General features: G+C 59.7%; 16 protein-coding genes and 1 pseudogene. 7 read left to right on the top strand and 10 right to left on the bottom strand.

Features of this window, described 5'->3' with window-relative positions:
• Positions 1-64 precede the first annotated feature (64 nt).
• The 3 genes from nagE (at position 65) to glnS (ending at position 6321) form a co-directional block, all read left to right on the top strand.
• Positions 65-1543 carry an N-acetylglucosamine-specific PTS transporter subunit IIBC gene (gene nagE / locus BN1123_RS04530; protein ID WP_042025599.1) on the top strand — a complete coding sequence of 493 codons (1479 nt, stop codon included), beginning with the start codon at positions 65-67 and terminating at the stop codon, positions 1541-1543.
• 122 nt (positions 1544-1665) lie between these two features.
• A complete protein-coding gene (locus BN1123_RS04535) occupies positions 1666-4323 on the top strand; it encodes a beta-N-acetylhexosaminidase (RefSeq protein WP_042025602.1) in 2658 nt (885 codons plus the stop codon).
• 336 nt (positions 4324-4659) lie between these two features.
• The gene (gene glnS / locus BN1123_RS04545) at positions 4660-6321 is read left to right on the top strand and encodes a glutamine--tRNA ligase (protein ID WP_026457718.1); all 1662 of its coding nucleotides are present in this window, start codon (positions 4660-4662) and stop codon (positions 6319-6321) included.
• A 116-nt stretch (positions 6322-6437) separates the two neighbouring features.
• On the opposite strand, the gene fur is transcribed toward glnS, so the two are convergent.
• Entirely contained in the window at positions 6438-6866 is a 429-nt protein-coding gene (gene fur, locus BN1123_RS04550) for a ferric iron uptake transcriptional regulator (protein WP_026457520.1), read from the bottom strand.
• A 240-nt stretch (positions 6867-7106) separates the two neighbouring features.
• On the opposite strand from fur, the gene BN1123_RS04555 reads away from it, so the two are divergent.
• Complete coding sequence (locus tag BN1123_RS04555; RefSeq protein WP_026457521.1) at positions 7107-7586, top strand: DUF4442 domain-containing protein; 480 nt, start codon at positions 7107-7109, stop codon at positions 7584-7586.
• A gap of 69 nt (positions 7587-7655) precedes the next feature.
• Here BN1123_RS04555 and fldA read toward each other — a convergent pair whose 3' ends face one another.
• From fldA to BN1123_RS04575, 4 genes are read right to left on the bottom strand one after another with little or no spacing between them, the layout of a single operon-like run.
• Positions 7656-8180, bottom strand: coding sequence for a flavodoxin FldA (gene fldA, locus BN1123_RS04560; protein ID WP_026457522.1), 525 nt, complete (start codon positions 8178-8180; stop codon positions 7656-7658).
• A gap of 39 nt (positions 8181-8219) precedes the next feature.
• Entirely contained in the window at positions 8220-8516 is a 297-nt protein-coding gene (gene ybfE / locus BN1123_RS04565) for a LexA regulated protein (protein ID WP_026457523.1), read from the bottom strand.
• 20 nt (positions 8517-8536) lie between these two features.
• Positions 8537-8758: a DUF2788 domain-containing protein gene (locus BN1123_RS04570; RefSeq protein ID WP_005334296.1), complete on the bottom strand. Its 222-nt coding sequence runs from the start codon at positions 8756-8758 to the stop codon at positions 8537-8539.
• 55 nt (positions 8759-8813) lie between these two features.
• Positions 8814-9596, bottom strand: a complete 783-nt coding sequence (locus BN1123_RS04575; RefSeq protein ID WP_082037470.1) for an alpha/beta fold hydrolase — start codon at positions 9594-9596, stop codon at positions 8814-8816.
• A gap of 274 nt (positions 9597-9870) precedes the next feature.
• Here BN1123_RS04575 and seqA point away from each other — a divergent pair, with 274 nt between their 5' ends.
• Together seqA and pgm are read left to right on the top strand one after the other, a co-directional pair.
• The gene (seqA, locus tag BN1123_RS04580) at positions 9871-10380 is read left to right on the top strand and encodes a replication initiation negative regulator SeqA (RefSeq protein ID WP_042025607.1); all 510 of its coding nucleotides are present in this window, start codon (positions 9871-9873) and stop codon (positions 10378-10380) included.
• A gap of 57 nt (positions 10381-10437) precedes the next feature.
• Positions 10438-12087, top strand: a complete 1650-nt coding sequence (pgm, locus tag BN1123_RS04585; protein ID WP_042025608.1) for a phosphoglucomutase (alpha-D-glucose-1,6-bisphosphate-dependent) — start codon at positions 10438-10440, stop codon at positions 12085-12087.
• Positions 12088-12211: 124 nt separating this feature from the next.
• On the opposite strand, the gene BN1123_RS04590 is transcribed toward pgm, so the two are convergent.
• Positions 12212-12790: a TetR/AcrR family transcriptional regulator gene (locus BN1123_RS04590; RefSeq protein ID WP_042025609.1), complete on the bottom strand. Its 579-nt coding sequence runs from the start codon at positions 12788-12790 to the stop codon at positions 12212-12214.
• Positions 12791-12902: 112 nt separating this feature from the next.
• On the opposite strand from BN1123_RS04590, the gene BN1123_RS04595 reads away from it, so the two are divergent.
• The gene (locus BN1123_RS04595) at positions 12903-13568 is read left to right on the top strand and encodes a peroxiredoxin-like family protein (protein ID WP_042025610.1); all 666 of its coding nucleotides are present in this window, start codon (positions 12903-12905) and stop codon (positions 13566-13568) included.
• A 105-nt stretch (positions 13569-13673) separates the two neighbouring features.
• On the opposite strand, the gene mltB is transcribed toward BN1123_RS04595, so the two are convergent.
• From mltB to BN1123_RS04615, 4 genes and pseudogenes are all read right to left on the bottom strand, one after another.
• A complete protein-coding gene (gene mltB, locus BN1123_RS04600; protein ID WP_042025611.1) occupies positions 13674-14765 on the bottom strand; it encodes a lytic murein transglycosylase B in 1092 nt (363 codons plus the stop codon).
• Positions 14766-14850: 85 nt separating this feature from the next.
• Positions 14851-15465, bottom strand: coding sequence for a CDP-alcohol phosphatidyltransferase family protein (locus tag BN1123_RS04605; protein ID WP_026457892.1), 615 nt, complete (start codon positions 15463-15465; stop codon positions 14851-14853).
• A gap of 11 nt (positions 15466-15476) precedes the next feature.
• Complete coding sequence (locus tag BN1123_RS04610) at positions 15477-16121, bottom strand: ATP-binding cassette domain-containing protein (RefSeq protein ID WP_042025612.1); 645 nt, start codon at positions 16119-16121, stop codon at positions 15477-15479.
• Between the two features lie 16 nt (positions 16122-16137).
• Positions 16138-16473: pseudogene (locus tag BN1123_RS04615) on the bottom strand (ABC transporter permease subunit); the annotation flags it as partial.

Here is a 16473-nt window from a genome sequence, read left to right on the forward strand (position 1 = left end):
GGCTTATGCGTCAAACGTGATAAGCACTTAATTTCTAGAAATACATTAACTAAGGAGAGGAACCGTGAACATTCTCGGTTATTTACAAAAGATCGGCCGTGCCCTGATGGTGCCGGTAGCGGTGTTGCCTGCCGCTGCGATCCTGATGGGGGTTGGCTACTGGATTGACCCGAATGGTTGGGGTGGTGACAGCGCGCTGGCTGCCTTCCTGATCAAGGCGGGCGCCGCCATTATCGACAACATGTCCGTGCTGTTTGCGGTCGGTGTCGCCTATGGTATGTCCAAAGATAAAGACGGTTCTGCCGCACTGGCCGGTCTGGTCGGTTTCCTGGTAGTGACCACCCTTCTGAGCCCGGGCGCGGTTGCCCAGATCAAGAGCATCCCGCTGGAAGAAGTTCCGGCCGCGTTTGGCAAGATCAACAACCAGTTCGTGGGTATCCTGTGTGGTGTTATCGCCGCTGAGCTGTATAACCGCTTCAGCAGCGTCGAGCTGCACAAGGCACTCTCCTTCTTCTCCGGCCGTCGTCTGGTGCCGATCGTGACCTCAGTGGTGATGATCATCGTATCCTTCATCCTGATGGCCGTATGGCCTGCCATCTATGGCGGTCTGGTCGGTTTCGGTGAGTCCATCGTGAGCCTGGGCTCCACTGGCGCCGGTATCTACGCCTTCTTCAACCGTCTGCTGATCCCGATCGGTCTGCACCACGCCCTGAACTCCGTGTTCTGGTTCAACGTGGCCGGTATCAACGACATCCCGAACTTCCTGGGTGGTCAGGCTACCATCGATGCCGCGCTGGCCGCTGGCAAGAGCCTGGATCAGGTGAAAGGCGTGGTCGGTATGTACCAGGCTGGCTTCTTCCCCATCATGATGTTCGGTCTGCCGGGTGCCGCGCTGGCTATCTACCACTCCGCCAAGAAAGAGAACAAAGAGAAAGTTGCGTCCATCATGATCGCCGCCGCTTTCGCCTCCTTCTTCACTGGTGTAACCGAGCCGCTCGAGTTCTCCTTCATGTTCGTGGCGCCGGTGCTGTATGTCATCCACGCCGTGCTGACCGGTATCTCCGTGTTCATCGCCGCCTCCATGCACTGGATGGCCGGTTTCGGCTTCAGTGCCGGTCTGGTGGATATGGTGCTCTCCAGCCGCAACCCGCTGGCGACCAACTGGTACATGCTGATTGCTCAGGGTCTGGTGTTCTTCGGTCTGTACTACGTGGTCTTCCGCGCCGTCATCGCCAAGCTGAATCTGAAGACCCCGGGTCGTGAAGAGGAAGAGGAGAGCGCTCCGGCGGTTGCTCAGACTACCGACCGTACCGAACTGGCCAAGCAGTACCTGGAAGTGCTGGGTGGTCATGACAACCTGGTCACCATCGATGCCTGCATCACCCGTCTGCGTCTGACCCTGAAAGATCGCAGCATCGTTGACGAGCGCAAGCTCAAAGCCCTGGGCGCGGCCGGTGTGGTCAAGCTCGGTGAGCAGAACCTGCAGGTGATTCTGGGCCCATTGGCCGAAATCATCGCCGGTGAGATGAAGGCCCTGCGTTAATCGGGCGCCAAGCTCGCCTCAAGTCTAAGTCCATTGTTGACATAACTAAGGGCCCCGCTTAGGGGCCCAATATAAAAAAAGCCAAGAAATTCCAACCTTTACTTCAAATGAGAGCAGCAGTTATGAACTTGAAACATTCTCTGTTAGCCATTGCCATGTCTACCGTTTTTGCCACCCAGGTACAGGCAGCCGATGCCGCCAAGCAAGCCGTGGTCGACTCCCTCGCCAATAACCTGGTGGTCAAGTATGAAGTGGTCACCAACGACGGTGCCGGTCTCGATTGCCAGGCGCTGGGCTCCGAGTGGGCGAGCTGTGGCGTTGCCAAGCTGCACCTGACCAACACCGGTGCCGATGTGACCTCCAAGGACTGGAGCCTCTATGTCTCCTCCATCCGCCGCATCCAGCGGGTGGACAACGACCAGTTCACCATTACCCACCTCACTGGCGACCTCTATCGTTTGACGCCGACCGAGAAGTTCCAGGGGTTTGCCAAGGATGCGACCGTGGAAGTGCCGCTGGTCGTGGAGTACTGGGTATTGTTCGAATCTGACATCATGCCGAACTGGTATGTGGCCAGCGAAGGGGCCGAGCCGAAAGTGCTGGCCAGCATGAGCAACATCAATGATGCCACCACCTACGAGAAGCCGATGCCGGCCGATGGCTGGAAGCGCACCAAGGATGACAACAACATCCTGATGAACAGCGAGACCCGTTTTGCTGCCAACCAGACCAGCACCCTGCTGCCGGCGGGCAAGATCGACAACCAGATCCTGCCGACCCCGATGAAGCAGGTAGTGAAAGCCGGTCCGCAGGTCGACTTCTCCACCATCAAGCTCAACGCCCTTGATCTGCCGACCGATCGCGCCGAGACCCTGAAGGCTCAACTGACCAAGCTGGGTGTTACCCTCTCCGACACCGGCTATCCAGTGACCATCAAACTTGGCAGCAAGGTCAAGCAGGCCGAAGGCTACGACATGACCATCGGCCAGAAGGGCACCGTCATCCAGGGCCATGACATTGCGGGTGCCTTCTGGGGCGCGCAATCCCTGGTCTCCCTGCTGGGCGTCGATGACAAGCTGGTCTCCCCGATGAGTGTCGAGGATGCGCCGCGCTTCGAATACCGTGGCATGCAGACCGACGTGGCCCGTCACTTCCGCAGCCTGGACACCATGAAGAAGCTGGTTGACCAGATGTCCGCCACCAAGCTCAACGTGCTGCACCTGGGGCTGACCAACGATGAAGGCTGGCGTATCGAGATCCCGGGCCTGCCGGAGTTGACCGATGTCGGCAGCAAGCGTTGCCACGATCTCTCCGAGACCCAGTGCCTGCTGCCGCAGCTCGGCTCCGGCCCGACCAGCGACAACATGGGTACCGGTTTCTACAGCAAGGCAGACTACGTCGAGCTGGTGCGTTATGCCAAGGCTCGCGGCGTGACCGTGATCCCCGAGATCAACATGCCGGCCCACGCCCGTGCCGCCGTGGTTTCCATGGAGGCACGCTACAAGCGTCTGATGGCAGAAGGCAAAGAGGCCGAAGCTAACCAGTTCCGTCTGACTGACCCGGCGGATACCTCCAACGTCACCTCGGTGCAGTTCTACGACAAGATGTCCTTCATCAACCCCTGCCAGCCGGGTGCCGCCACCTTCGTGGCCAAGGTGATGGATGAAGTGGCCAAGATGCACGAGGCCGCTGGCCAGCCGCTTACCGCTTGGCACTACGGTGGTGACGAAGCGAAGAACATCATGCTGGGTGGTGGTTATCAAGACCCGAACGTCACCAAACCGGAAGAGCTGGTGGGTTGGCGCGGCAATACCGACTGGAGCAAGCAGGACAAGCCGTTTGGCAAGTCCCCCATGTGCCAGAAGATGATCGAGGATGGCAAGATCAAGGACGTGGCCGAGCTGCCGGTCTACTTCGCCAAGGAAGTGAGCGAGATGGTCAAGGGCCACGGCTTCTCCACCCTGCAGGCGTGGGAAGATGGTCTGAAGTACGCCAAGGATGCCAGCGTGTTCGCCACCGACAAGACCCGTGTCAACTTCTGGGAGACCCTCTACTGGGGTGGCTTCAACGAAGCGATGAAGTGGGCTCACAACGGTTATGACGTGGTGCTCTCCAACCCGGATTACCTCTACTTCGACTTCCCGAACGAGGTGCATCCGGCCGAGCGTGGCTACTACTGGGCAACCCGTTTCAACGACACCCGCAAGGTGTTCGCCTTCGCCCCGGAAAACCTGCCGCAGAACGCCGAGACCTCGGTTGACCGCGACGGCAACGCCTTCGTGGCCAAGGGTGACCAGGAGCCGGTCAAGTTCAAGGGTATCTCCGGTCAGCAGTGGAGCGAAACCGTGCGCACCGACGCCCAGTATGAGTACATGGTTTACCCCCGTGTCTTCTCCGTGGCCGAGCGTGCCTGGCACAAGGGTGGCTTCGAGCTGGATTACGTGAAGGGCCGCGAGTTCTCCGGTGAGACCAAGCACGTCAACAAGGCCACTCTGAACAAAGAGTGGAACCAGTTTGCCAACCTACTGGGTCAGCGCGTACTGCCCAAGCTCGATCAGGCCGGTGTCGAATACCGCCTCTCCGTACCGGGCGCCAAGGTGGTGAACGGTGTGCTGGAAGCGAACGTGGATCTGCCGGGCCTGCCCATCCAGTACAGCCTGGATGGCACCACCTGGACTGCCTACGACGCTGCAGCCAAGCCGAGCGTGACCGGCAAGGTCTACCTGCGCACTGTCAGCTTCGATGGCAAGCGTACCAGCCGTGTGACCGAGCTGAACTGATAGCGCTCAATCCATAACGCAAGGTGGGTCGCAAGACCCGCCTTTCCCAAGACCGGTGGTCATCGGTCTTGGGAAAGGTTGACTATGCGTGTGAGCCTTTGTTGTGTGTATTGTCTGTTTTTCATCACCTTCTGCCCCGCCTCGTGCGGGGCTTTTTTTGTGCTTTTTGCTGGAGTTCTTCCCCTGGGCGCTATTTTTGGCGCGTCAATGGCATGGAACGGCCAAATTCAGGTTGAGGCAGGGCGCGTAATGAGGGATCATATCTGGCTTGACGGCGGGGGGATGAGGGTGCCAGCCGGCACAACTTCCGCCAGTGACGCTTTTTTGAGGTGAGCCATGAGTCAGGCGAACAGCCCAACTAACTTTATCCGTCAGATCATTGATGAGGATCTGGCCAGTGGTAAGCACGACCGCGTGCATACCCGTTTTCCGCCCGAGCCGAACGGTTATCTTCACATCGGCCACGCCAAGTCCATCTGCCTGAACTTTGGCATCGCCCGTGACTACCAGGGCCAGTGCAACCTGCGTTTCGATGACACCAACCCGGTCAAAGAAGACATCGAGTATGTCGAGTCCATCAAGCAGGACGTGCAGTGGCTGGGCTTCCAGTGGAATGGCGAGATCTGCTACTCCTCCGACTATTTCGACAAGCTGCACGGCTATGCCGTTGAGCTTATCGAAAAAGGGCTGGCCTATGTGGACGAGCTGACCCCCGAGCAGATGCGCGAATACCGCGGCACCCTGACCGCCCCGGGCAAGAACAGCCCGTTCCGCGATCGCTCCGTGGAAGAGAACCTGGCGCTGTTCGAGAAGATGAAGAACGGCGAGTTTGCCGAAGGCACCGCCTGCCTGCGCGCCAAGATCGACATGGCCTCTCCCTTCATGGTGATGCGTGACCCCGTCATCTATCGCATCAAGTTTGCCCACCACCACCAGACCGGTGACAAGTGGTGCATCTATCCGATGTACGACTTCACCCACTGCATCTCGGACGCCCTGGAGGGGATCACCCACTCCATCTGTACCCTGGAGTTCCAGGACAACCGTCGTCTCTATGACTGGGTGCTGGACAACATCACCATCGACTGCCATCCGCGTCAGTACGAGTTCTCCCGTCTGAACCTCGAATACACCGTCATGTCCAAGCGCAAGCTGAACCTGCTGGTGACCGAGAAGCACGTGGATGGTTGGGATGATCCGCGCATGCTGACCGTCTCCGGTCTGCGCCGCCGTGGCTATACCCCGGCCTCCATCCGCGAGTTCTGCAAGCGCATCGGTGTGACCAAGCAGGACAACATCGTCGAGATGAGCATGCTGGAAGCCTGCATCCGCGAAGATCTCAACGAGAATGCCCCGCGCGCCATGGCCGTGCTGAATCCGGTGAAGGTCGTCATCGAGAACCTAGCGGCCGACGAAGTGCTGACCGCGCCGGCTCACCCGAGCAAGGCCGAGATGGGTACCCGCGAGCTGAATTTCACCCGCGAGATCTTCATCGACGAGGCTGACTTCAAAGAGGAAGCCAACAAGCAGTTCAAGCGTCTGGTGCTGGGCAAGGAAGTGCGTCTGCGCAACGCCTATGTCATCAAGGCTGAACGGGTCGAGAAGGATGCCGACGGCAAGGTCACCTGCATCTACTGCTCTTACGATGCCGACACCCTGGGCAAGGATCCGGCCGATGGCCGCAAGGTGAAAGGGGTGATCCACTGGGTCAGCGCCACTCACTCCCTGCCTGCCGAAGTGCGTCTCTATGACCGCCTGTTCAAGGTGCCAAATCCGGGTGCCGAAGAGGACTTCGAAGCCGCACTCAACCCGGACTCTCTGGTGATCGTTCAGGGTGCCCGCGTCGAGGCTTCCCTCAAGAACGCCCAGCCGGAGCAGGCTTACCAGTTTGAGCGCGAAGGCTACTTCTGCGCCGACAACAAGCTCTCCAGCCCGGAGCACCTGGTGTTCAACCGCACCGTGGCCCTGCGCGACTCCTGGGGCAAGGTAGAAGGCTAAGTGAGCAGGGTAGGGGTGACCCTGCCCTCTGTTTGGCTATTCACTTCGTCCGCGACAATAAAAAAGCCAGCATCAGCTGGCTTTTTTATTGTCCGTCATTCAGTGTGTCTGGCGGATTAGTCGTCGTGCTTGCACTCGCCTGCAGCACAGTGACCATAGAGGTAGAGGCTGTGGTTGGTGAGACGAATGTTGTGCTTCTTGGCGATGTCGCGCTGGCGCTCTTCGATCACCTCGTCGGAAAACTCGATCACCTTGCCACAGTCGAGGCAGACCAGGTGGTCGTGGTGCTCCTGGGTAGCCAGCTCGAACACAGATTTGCCCCCCTCGAAGTGGTGGCGGGTGACGATGCCGGCATCATCAAACTGGTTGAGAACACGGTAGACGGTGGCAAGACCGATCTCTTCGCCAAGATCGATAAGTCGCTTATAGAGATCTTCGGCGCTGGTGTGTTGGCAGTCCGGCTGTTGCAGGATTTCCAGAATTTTGACTCGGGGCAAGGTGATCTTGAGCCCGGCCTTTTTTAACGCTTGGTTGTTGTCTGCCATATTCTACTTATTCGCATTCTCGAAGGTGGGTTTATTCTGAGGGACTGCCGCGGGAATGGCAACCTTGAACTCGCTTGGCCTGTCATTATAGGGCGGCATCCCCAAAAATAAACCCGCTAATTCAAAGGGTTTAGCCAAGGATCCCACTCTGTATCGAAAAAATCTATCGTGAGGTTCGGCTTGTCGATAGCCTGTATGTTGATAAAATGTAACTTCTGTATATCTGGTCGGATGAGATCCATGGATTGGCTTTTTGACAAGGCAGCGCGAGTGCGCCGTGCCCTCAATGCCTGGCCCCCTTTCTGGGGGGCCGGCATCAAGATAGAGACCCTGAGCGATGATTTTCGCTACTGCAGGGTGACCCTCAAGTCCCGCTGGTGGAACAAGAACGCCAACCGCACCCAGTTCGGTGGCAGTATGTTTGCCATGACGGACCCCATCTATCCACTGATGCTGATGGGGCACTTCAAGAACCGTTACTACGTGTGGGACAAGGCGGGCAGCATCAATTACATCAAGCCCGGCAAGGGCAAGCTGGTGGCCGAGTTCACCCTGACCGAGGGCAAACTGGCATCGATCGTGGCGGCAACGGCTGCGGGGGACAAGCACTTCCCCGAGTTTGAAGTGACGGTGCAGGACAGCCGGGGCGAGCTGGTCGCTCAGGTCAAGCGCACCCTCTACGTTCGGGCACGGCCGGAACACAGAAATGGCGCAGAATGACGTTTGTACAAAAACAACAAGGGCCCCGTCGGGGCCCTTGTTGTGTTCAGAGAAGATGCAGGGGCGGGATCACTCCAGCTCAGCCAGGCACATCTCTTCATGCAGCTGCTTGCACCAGCCCTTGACACGCTCGGCAGTCAGCTCCGGCTGGCGATCCTCGTCGATACCCAGACCGACGAAGTGCTTGTCGTCTACCAGTGCCTTGGAGGCTTCAAACTCGTAACCGGCAGTCGGCCAGTGGCCGATGATGATGGCGCCTTTGGCTTCGACGATGTCGCGCAGAGTGCCCATGGCATCAAGGAAATATTCGGCATAGTCTTCCTGATCGCCGCATCCGAAGATGGCGACCAGCTTGTTGTTGAAGTCGATTTCGCCCAAGTCAGGGAAGAAGTCATCCCAGTCGGCCTGGGCTTCACCGTAGTACCAAGTCGGGATACCGAACATCAGCAGATCGAAGTTCTCGATGTCGGCCTTGCTGCTCTTGGCGATGTCACGGACTTCAATCAGTTGCTTGCCCAGTTCTTTCTGGATCATCTTGGCGACAGCTTCGGTATTACCGGTATCGCTGCCGAAAAACAGACCTACACTTGCCATAGTGTTTAGTTACCCGTGTTTGGTGTTAATGCTTAACGCTCAGACTGCAATGTCCACCGGATAGGCGGACTCAATCTGTTGTTTCAGGATAGATTGGATCAGCTCGGCTCGGCTGATGTTCTGTTGTAACGCAAGTTGGTTCAGGCGCTCCAGCAACTCGGCCTCCACCTTTAACTCTACCCGCTTCAGCCCATTTTCCCGATCGCGTTTAAGCTGGTTACGCTTGTTGATCTTGAGCTGGGTCTCGCGGGGGAGTGGGTTGGTCTTTGGCCTGCCGGGGCGCTTCTCATTTGCGAACAGATCCAGTGTTGTTCGATCAGTTTGCTGTTTGGCCATACATCACAGACGAAAAAAAGTTAGCCGAGACCTGAGCCTTCCCAGCCCAGTTCAATCAGCCCCTTGGCGACAAAACCTGCGCAACCCAGAAACAGCACCAACCAGACGATGAAACGGCCGAAACGGGGCACGTTGCCGCGTTTAAGGACGTCCTGAATGGCAAGGCCAATCAATATGAAGATGGCCACAAAGAATAACTTCAGGCCCAAACTTTCGATCAGGTCGATATGTTCACTTAGCATGGATTGCGCACACTCCTTATGACCGGCGCACTATATCACAAAGGATTTGAAACTGTTAACCGCCTGTCGACAGGAAATCCACAACCAGTTTGTTGAACAAAACTGGCCTTTCCGCATGCAGCCAGTGACCGGTTCCGGCAATGACCCGCACTTTTGCCGCCGGAAACTGGGCAAGCGCCGTCTCGCTGTACTGGGGTTGCATATAGTCCGAGTCGCCCCCCTTGATGAAGAGCACGGGCCCCTCGAAGCGGCGATTATCCTCGGGCCAGCCCATGATGTTGGCGTAGTTTTGCTCCAGCGCCGGCACGTTGAAACGCCAGCCCCAGCCCGCCTCGGTTTTGGCAAAGGATTTGAGCAGGAACTGGCGAACGCCCGGGATCTCTATGTACTGGGCCAGCAGGGCTTCCGCTTCGCTGCGGCTTTGTGGGGGCGTGGCCAACGTGGCGTTGAGGCCGGCAAACACATTCTGGTGGCGGGAGTGGGGGTAGGCCACCGGTGCCATGTCGGCAACGACCAGCTTGGTGACCCGCGCTGGAGCCAGTTTGGCAACCTGCATCCCCACCTTGCCGCCCATGGAGTGGCCGATGAGCGTCGCCTCAGGGATGGCCAGTTGATCCATCAGTGCCAGGATATCGGCGGCCTGGGCAGGGTAGTCCATCATGTCCGAGTGGAAGGAGGCACCGTGGTTGCGCAGATCGACGCTGATGACCCGATAGTGTTCACTCAGGGCACGAGCCAGCAATCCCAGGTTGTCGAGGCTGCCGAACAGGCCGTGGATCAGGATGACGGCCGGCCCCTGGCCCTGCTCTTTGAAGTTCAATTCGTGATTATGTTGCAAAATAACACCTTCCCGCTCATGAGTTCGAATGGTGACATGGCTTAACGCACTGGAAAGAAAAGCTTTTCATATCCTGGATAGAGATTTTGTGTGGTTTTTTTTCTAAAAAATCCCATCCGAATTGGTTATCAGTGCGGCCGATCACACACTTGGCCCGCCATTATGCCGTATTCTCGATGAGATTCATGTACATCTGCCAGCCCCTGGCTTGGGCTGTCGGGTCTGCCTATGTATAATCGCCGCATCCGAATTTCGACGAGTCCAGCGCATCCCTATGAAAACCATCGAGCTTGATGACGATCTCTACTTCTATATCGCCAGCCAGACCCGGCACATTGGCGAGAGTGCCTCCGATATTCTGCGCCGTCTGCTGGAACAGCCTGTCCAGGTGACGGCGCCCGTGACCGAACCAGTCACGGCACCGCAGCCCGTTGTTGCGCGCAGCAACCAGGGGGTGCAGGCGCTGCTCGATTCCGGTGAGCTACAAAAAGAAGAGAAGTCCATCAACCGCTTCATGCAGGTGCTCAGTACCCTCTACCGGGATGATCCGGCCGGGTTCACTCAGGCTACCGAAATCAAGGGGCGCAAGCGTGTCTATTTTTCGCGGGATCCCGACGCTCTGCGTGCCAGTGGCAGCACCACCAAGCCCAAGCCGGTGCCACAGACCCCGTTCTGGGTGATCACCAATACCAACACCAGCCGCAAGCAGAACATGGTGGCCCAGCTGATGAGCAGCATGGGGTATGACGACGAGGTGATCGCACAGGTGTGCGGCGCAATTTAACGGTTCATCAGACTCAGGCCTTGGTCACCAAGGCCGCCATTACGCAAGGACAACGCCATGGCTCAGCATGCTCACGCCGGTCAGCCGGCCCGTTTAAGTGATCTGACCAACATCCCTCGTCTGGTCAGCGCCTACTACCTCAACAAGCCGGACATGAGCCGCCCCGAACAACGCGTGGCTTTCGGTACATCTGGCCATCGTGGCAGCGCCTTGCACAGCGCCTTTACCGAATCCCACATCCTGGCGGTGACCCAGGCGCTGGTGGAGTACCGCCAGCAGGCCGGTATCACGGGCCCGCTGTTTGTCGGCATGGACACCCATGCTCTCTCCGAATCCGCTTTTGCCAGTGCGGTGGAAGTGCTGGCGGCCAACGGCGTCGAGACCCGCATTCAGGCCGGCCTCGGCTTTACCCCGACCCCGGTCATCTCTCACGCCATCCTGCGCCACAATGCTGGCAAGCCTGCCGCGCGCGCCGACGGCGTGGTGATCACCCCGTCCCACAACCCGCCGGAAGACGGTGGCTTCAAATACAACCCGCCCCACGGCGGCCCCGCGGAAGGGGAGATCACCAAGTGGGTGGAGGATCGTGCCAACGCGATTCTGGAAGCGGGTCTGGCCGACGTGAAGCGCATGCCGTTCGCCGATGCGCTCAAGAGCCCGTTCGTGGTCGAACACGACTATGTCACCCCCTATGTGGATGACCTGAAGAACGTGCTGGACCTGGAAGCCATCAAGGAGGCTGGCATCAAGATTGGCGTGGATCCCCTGGGTGGCTCCGGCGTCGCCTACTGGGACGTCATCGCCAAGACCTATGATCTCGACATCGAAGTGGTCAACTATCGCGTCGATCCGACCTTCTCCTTCATGACCCTGGACAAGGACGGCAAGATCCGGATGGACTGCTCCAGCCCGTTCGCCATGGCCAGCCTGATTGCCCTCAAAGACAAGTTCGACATCGCCCTTGGCAACGACCCCGATTACGACCGTCACGGCATCGTCACCAAGGCGGGCCTGATGAACCCGAACCACTATCTGGCGGTGGCCATCCAGTATCTGTTCACCCACAGAACCGGCTGGTCCAGGGATGCTGCAGTCGGCAAGACGCTGGTCTCTTCCTCGATGATTGACCGGGTTGCCGGCGAGATTGGCCGCACCCTGAAAGAGGTGCCGGTCGGCTTCAAGTGGTTCGTGGATGGTCTCTACAGCGGTGAGTTCGGCTTTGGCGGCGAAGAGAGCGCGGGTGCCTCCTTCCTGCGCAAGGACGGCACCGTCTGGACCACCGATAAGGATGGCTTCATCCTGGCGCTGCTGGCTGCCGAAATTCTGGCCGTCACCGGCAAGGATCCCCAGGCGCACTACGACGCGCTGGAGGCCAAGTTCGGCCGCTCCAGCTACCGCCGCATCGATGCACCGGCCAACAGCGCCCAGAAAGCAGTGCTCTCCAAGCTGGATCCGGCACTGGTGGAAGCCTCAACGCTTGCCGGCGAGCCCATCGTCGCCAAGCTGACCAAGGCGCCGGGCAACGACGCCGCCATCGGCGGTTTGAAGGTTGTAACCGAGAACGGCTGGTTCGCGGCGCGCCCCTCCGGCACCGAGTCCATCTACAAGATCTACATGGAGAGCTTCAAGGGCGAGGCGCACCTGGACCTTATCCAGCAGGAAGCCCAGCAGATCGTCTCCGCGGCCCTGGCCAAGGCTGGCGTCTAGGCAAGGCCTAACGCCGGAGCCTGAATTCCCCGGGCCGACATGCAACGAGAAAGAGGAGCCATCACGGCTCCTCTTTTTTGTTTGTGCAGACGATGAGTGCTGCCTGCGGCAGGCGGTCAGTGGCTTACAGACAGGCCTGCATCTGTGCCAGCACGGTCTGAACCTTGTCGGGGTCCGGATGGGTGCGTCCCAGCACGCGCAAGCCCCACAGCATGGTCATCAGCAGGGAGGCGGTCGCCGCCACATCTCTATCCGGCGCCAGTTCCCCCTGCGCCTGTGCCTGTTGCAGCGCCTGCGTCACCAGTTGCTCGACCTCGGCGAGGTGCGCGCTGACTGCCGCCTGTATAGTGTCGTGGTGGCGCCCCACCTCCAGCAAGGTGTTGACCAGCAGGCAGCCGCGATGGGCCTCGCAGGCGATGGCATCCCGCGCCACGGCATCGAGCAGCGCCCGCACGCCAGCCAGGGGAGAATCCTCCGACGCCAGCAGCGCGCGGATCTGTTCCAGGCTCTTGGCAGAATAACGCTGCAACACCTCGATGAAGAGTCCCTCCTTGGAGGAGAAGGCCCCGTACAGGCTGCTGGGCTTGAGCCCCATCTTCTCGACCAGCGCCGCTATGCCGGTGTTGCTGAATCCCGTGTCCCAGAAGGCGTCGAGGGCGATGTCCAGGATGTTGTCTCTGTCAAATGATGCGGGTCTTGCCATGGTGTCACCTGCCGTGAGGAGATTGTTTTTTAGTGGTCGCTACAAAATAAGCTTGACCGACTGCCGGCCCCTGATTGATATTGTAGCGACCACTACAAAAAGGATGACAATCATGCAGACTCTGGAACAAAAAATCAAAGCCTACGACGAGATCAAGCAGAGCAAGGTCCCGGCTCATATTCTGGCGGTGATGGATCAGGCGACCGAGCAGCTCAGGGAAACCGCCCTCGAACAGGGGGCACTCACCACTGGCGCGCAGATCCCCGATTTCGCGCTGCCGGATCAGCACGGGGTGACCCGTCCGCTCTCCCACTACCTCGCGCAGGGGCCGGTCGTGCTCAATATCTACCGCGGTGGTTGGTGCCCCTACTGCAATCTGGAGATGCAGGCCCTCAACGCCGTGCTGCCAGAGTTCAGGGCTCGCGGCGTCAACCTCATCGGACTGACTCCGGAGAAACCGAGTTCGGCCCAGGATACCCTCACCGCCAACGGGCTGGCGATCACCGTGCTCAGCGACGAAAGCAACCGGGTGTCGGCTTCCCTGGGACTGGTATTCACGCTTGCCGAGGAGCTGCGCCCCATCTATGAGAGTTTTGGCATCGACATTCCGGCGAGCAACGGGGATGACAGCTTCACCCTGCCGGTGCCGGCCACCTATGTGATTGGCCAGGATGGCACCGTGCTTTATCACTTCGTCAACGTGGACTACACCAAGCGGGTCGAGCCCGCGACCCTGGTGGTCATGCTGGACGAGCTGGCTGCGGCGGGAAAAATCTAAAAAAACAGCGCCGGCTTGCCGGCGCTGCTGCTCTTTGTATTCAGGTAGAGAAGATACGAGACCCGGCATGGCACTCCTTGCCGGGTTGTCTTTTTGGCGGGTCTATCAGTATCCGCCGCGAGCGCTCTTGACCGCCAGCCCCAGCTGCCACACCGCCATGGCGTAGTGGGTGCTGTGGTTGTAGCGGGTGATGGTGTAGAAGTTGGGCAGTCCGTACCAGTATTGGTAGCCGGTGCCGACATCCAGACGCAGCAAGCTCGCCTCGCTGTGATTGCCAAGGCTGCTGGTGGGGGTGAGACCGGCGCGACGCAAGGAGGCGATGGGGTAGCGGGTCTGGAAACCATGTTCATAGCCGGGCATCTGGCCCTGACCACGCACGGCCACCGGTTGCCCCTTCTCCCAGCCATGAGCCTTGAAGTAGTTGGCCACGCTGCCGATGGCATCCACCGGATCCCAGAGGTTGGTGTGGCCATTGTTGTTGAAGTCCACCGCATAGCGCTGGAAGCTTGACGGCATAAATTGGCCATAACCCATGGCCCCTGCGTAGGAACCTGTCGGCGCGGTGGGGTCCATCCCCTCATCCCGGGTCATCACCAGGAAGGATTCCAGTTCGCCGGTGAAAAATTCCGCCCGGCGCGGGTAGTCAAATGCCAGGGTGGCCAGCGCATCCAGGATGCGGGTCTTGCCCATCACCCGACCCCAGCGGGTCTCCACGCCGATGATGCCGACGATGATCTCGGGCGGCACTCCATAGAGTTGCTGGGCGCGGTTGAGCTCGCTCTCGTATTCGCGCCAGAACGCGACGCCATTTTGCACATTGTCCGGGGTGATGAACTTGGCGCGGTAGCGATTCCAGGCACCGGTCGGGCCTGTGGGCTTGCTACTGCTCGGCCCCTGGGCGTCCATCAGACGGATGATCCAGTCATAACGCTCGGCCTGGGCCAGCAGCTGATGGAGCTGGGCACTGTCAAAACCATGCTTGTCGACCATCCGCTGTACGAACCTGTCCACGTTGGGGCGATTGGCGAAGTCTCCCTTGCTGATCCCCTGTGAATAGACGGGCTTGCTCGGCGGCGTCTGGTTGATAAAGGCGCTATTGGGCTGGGGTTTGACCACGGGCTTGGCTTCAGGCGTGCTGCTGCAGCCGCCGATCAAGGGGAATACGGAGAGAGTGAGTAGACAGACAAGGCGACGCATAGGGTTCTCATGAGCCTGAAAAAGAGTGCCGACATGGTAAAACATTGCCATCCATGCGCAAGTGCCAGTGCAGTGTGGCTGGCGCTTATTTTGTTCCCTGACGCAGGGTATGGTAGCCGCTCCAGAGCCGGGTCAGGGTGGTGATGAGGCAGAGCAGGGCAAAGCCGTAAGCGAGTGACGCAAAGCCGGCGGGCCACAGACACATCAGTACGAACAGGGCGATGGTCTCGCTCCCCTCGGTCAAGCCGCCGAGGTAATAGAGCGACTTGTGGTGATAGACGGGGTTATCGATCCCCCGCTTGCCTGCCATGATGGCGAAGGCGAGAAAGCTCGAGCCCGTGCCCATGAAGGCAAACAGCAGGGTGGCGGCGGGCAGGGCGTTGGCGGGGTCGCTCAGGGCGAACCCCAGCACCACGGCGGCGTAGAAGATGAAGTCGAGGGTGATGTCGAGAAAACCGCCGCAGTCGGTGATCCCCGTTTCCCGTGCCACGGCGCCATCCAGCCCGTCCAGCATGCGATTGAGCAGGATGGCGAGCAGTGCCCAGAGATAAAGGTCAAAGGCCAGCAGCGGCAGTGCCAGCATGCCGATGGCAAAGCCGGTGAGACTCACCTGGTTGGCGCTGATCCCCATGCGGCACAAGGGCTTGGCCAGCCGGGTGAGGGGGCTGCGAATAACGGGGATGAGGTAGCGATCGAACAAGGTCAGGATCCTCAGCAAACAGGGATGGAAAGGGTGAGGTCAAGGATGGTGCCGGGCGCATCCTCTTCATCGTGAGTGACCAGGATGGCGGGGATCGCCAGCATCCTTATCTGCTCGAACACCAGGGCGCGAAATGCTGCCCGCAGCGGCTTGTCGAGGCGGGAGAAGGGCTCGTCCAGCAGCAGGGCTTGCGGTTCGGCCAGCAGAGCCCGCAGCAGGCTGACGCGTGCCTTCTGGCCGCCGGAGAGCGACCCCGGCAGCTTGTCTGCATGATCCGCCAGCGCCACCTGTGCCAGGGCCTCCAGCGCTTTTGCCCGCCGGGCTCCGCTTCCCTTGAGGGAGGCGGGCATGCCGAACATCAGGTTCTCGGCCACCGTCAGGTGGGCAAACAGCAGGTCATCCTGAAACAGCATGCCGATGCGCCTCGCCTGCGGGGGCAGGGGGGGGAGCCGTCGCTCACCGAGCCGGATCTCCCCCTCCAGCCGAAGGGGTCCCTTGGGGGGCAGGACGCCCGCCAGCGCCGCCAGCAGCGAGCTCTTGCCGCAGCCACTGGGGCCCATCAGGGTCAGCACCTCGCCGGGGGCGATGGCGAGCGCGGGTAACGACAGCAAGGAATCTTGCCCAAGGTAGAGGTGAAGGGGCGTGGTGCTTAGCATCGAGACGTTCCCGTGTTTATCGGGCGCCCTTGAGCGCCGGGTTGAGGCGACCTGGCAGCCAGAGCGCCAGCAGATAGATTGCCAGTGGCACTAGCAGTTGCAACAGGCCGTAGAGCCCGGCCAGCCGCCGGTTGAGGCCGCTACCGATGGCCACCGCCTCCGTGGTGATGGTGACCACTCGACCTGCGCCAAACAACAGGGTCGGCAGATATTGGGCGAGGCTCACTGCCGTTCCCACCGCGAACGAGAAAAGCAGCGGACGGGCCAGCAAGGGTCCCTTCACCCGCCACCAGGTGCGCCAGGGGCTGGCGCCGAGCAGGAGCGCCGTCTGGGTGAGACGGGGATCGAACTG

Source organism: Aeromonas enteropelogenes, assembly GCF_000819845.1.
GTDB classification, from domain to species: Bacteria; Pseudomonadota; Gammaproteobacteria; order Enterobacterales; family Aeromonadaceae; genus Aeromonas; species Aeromonas enteropelogenes.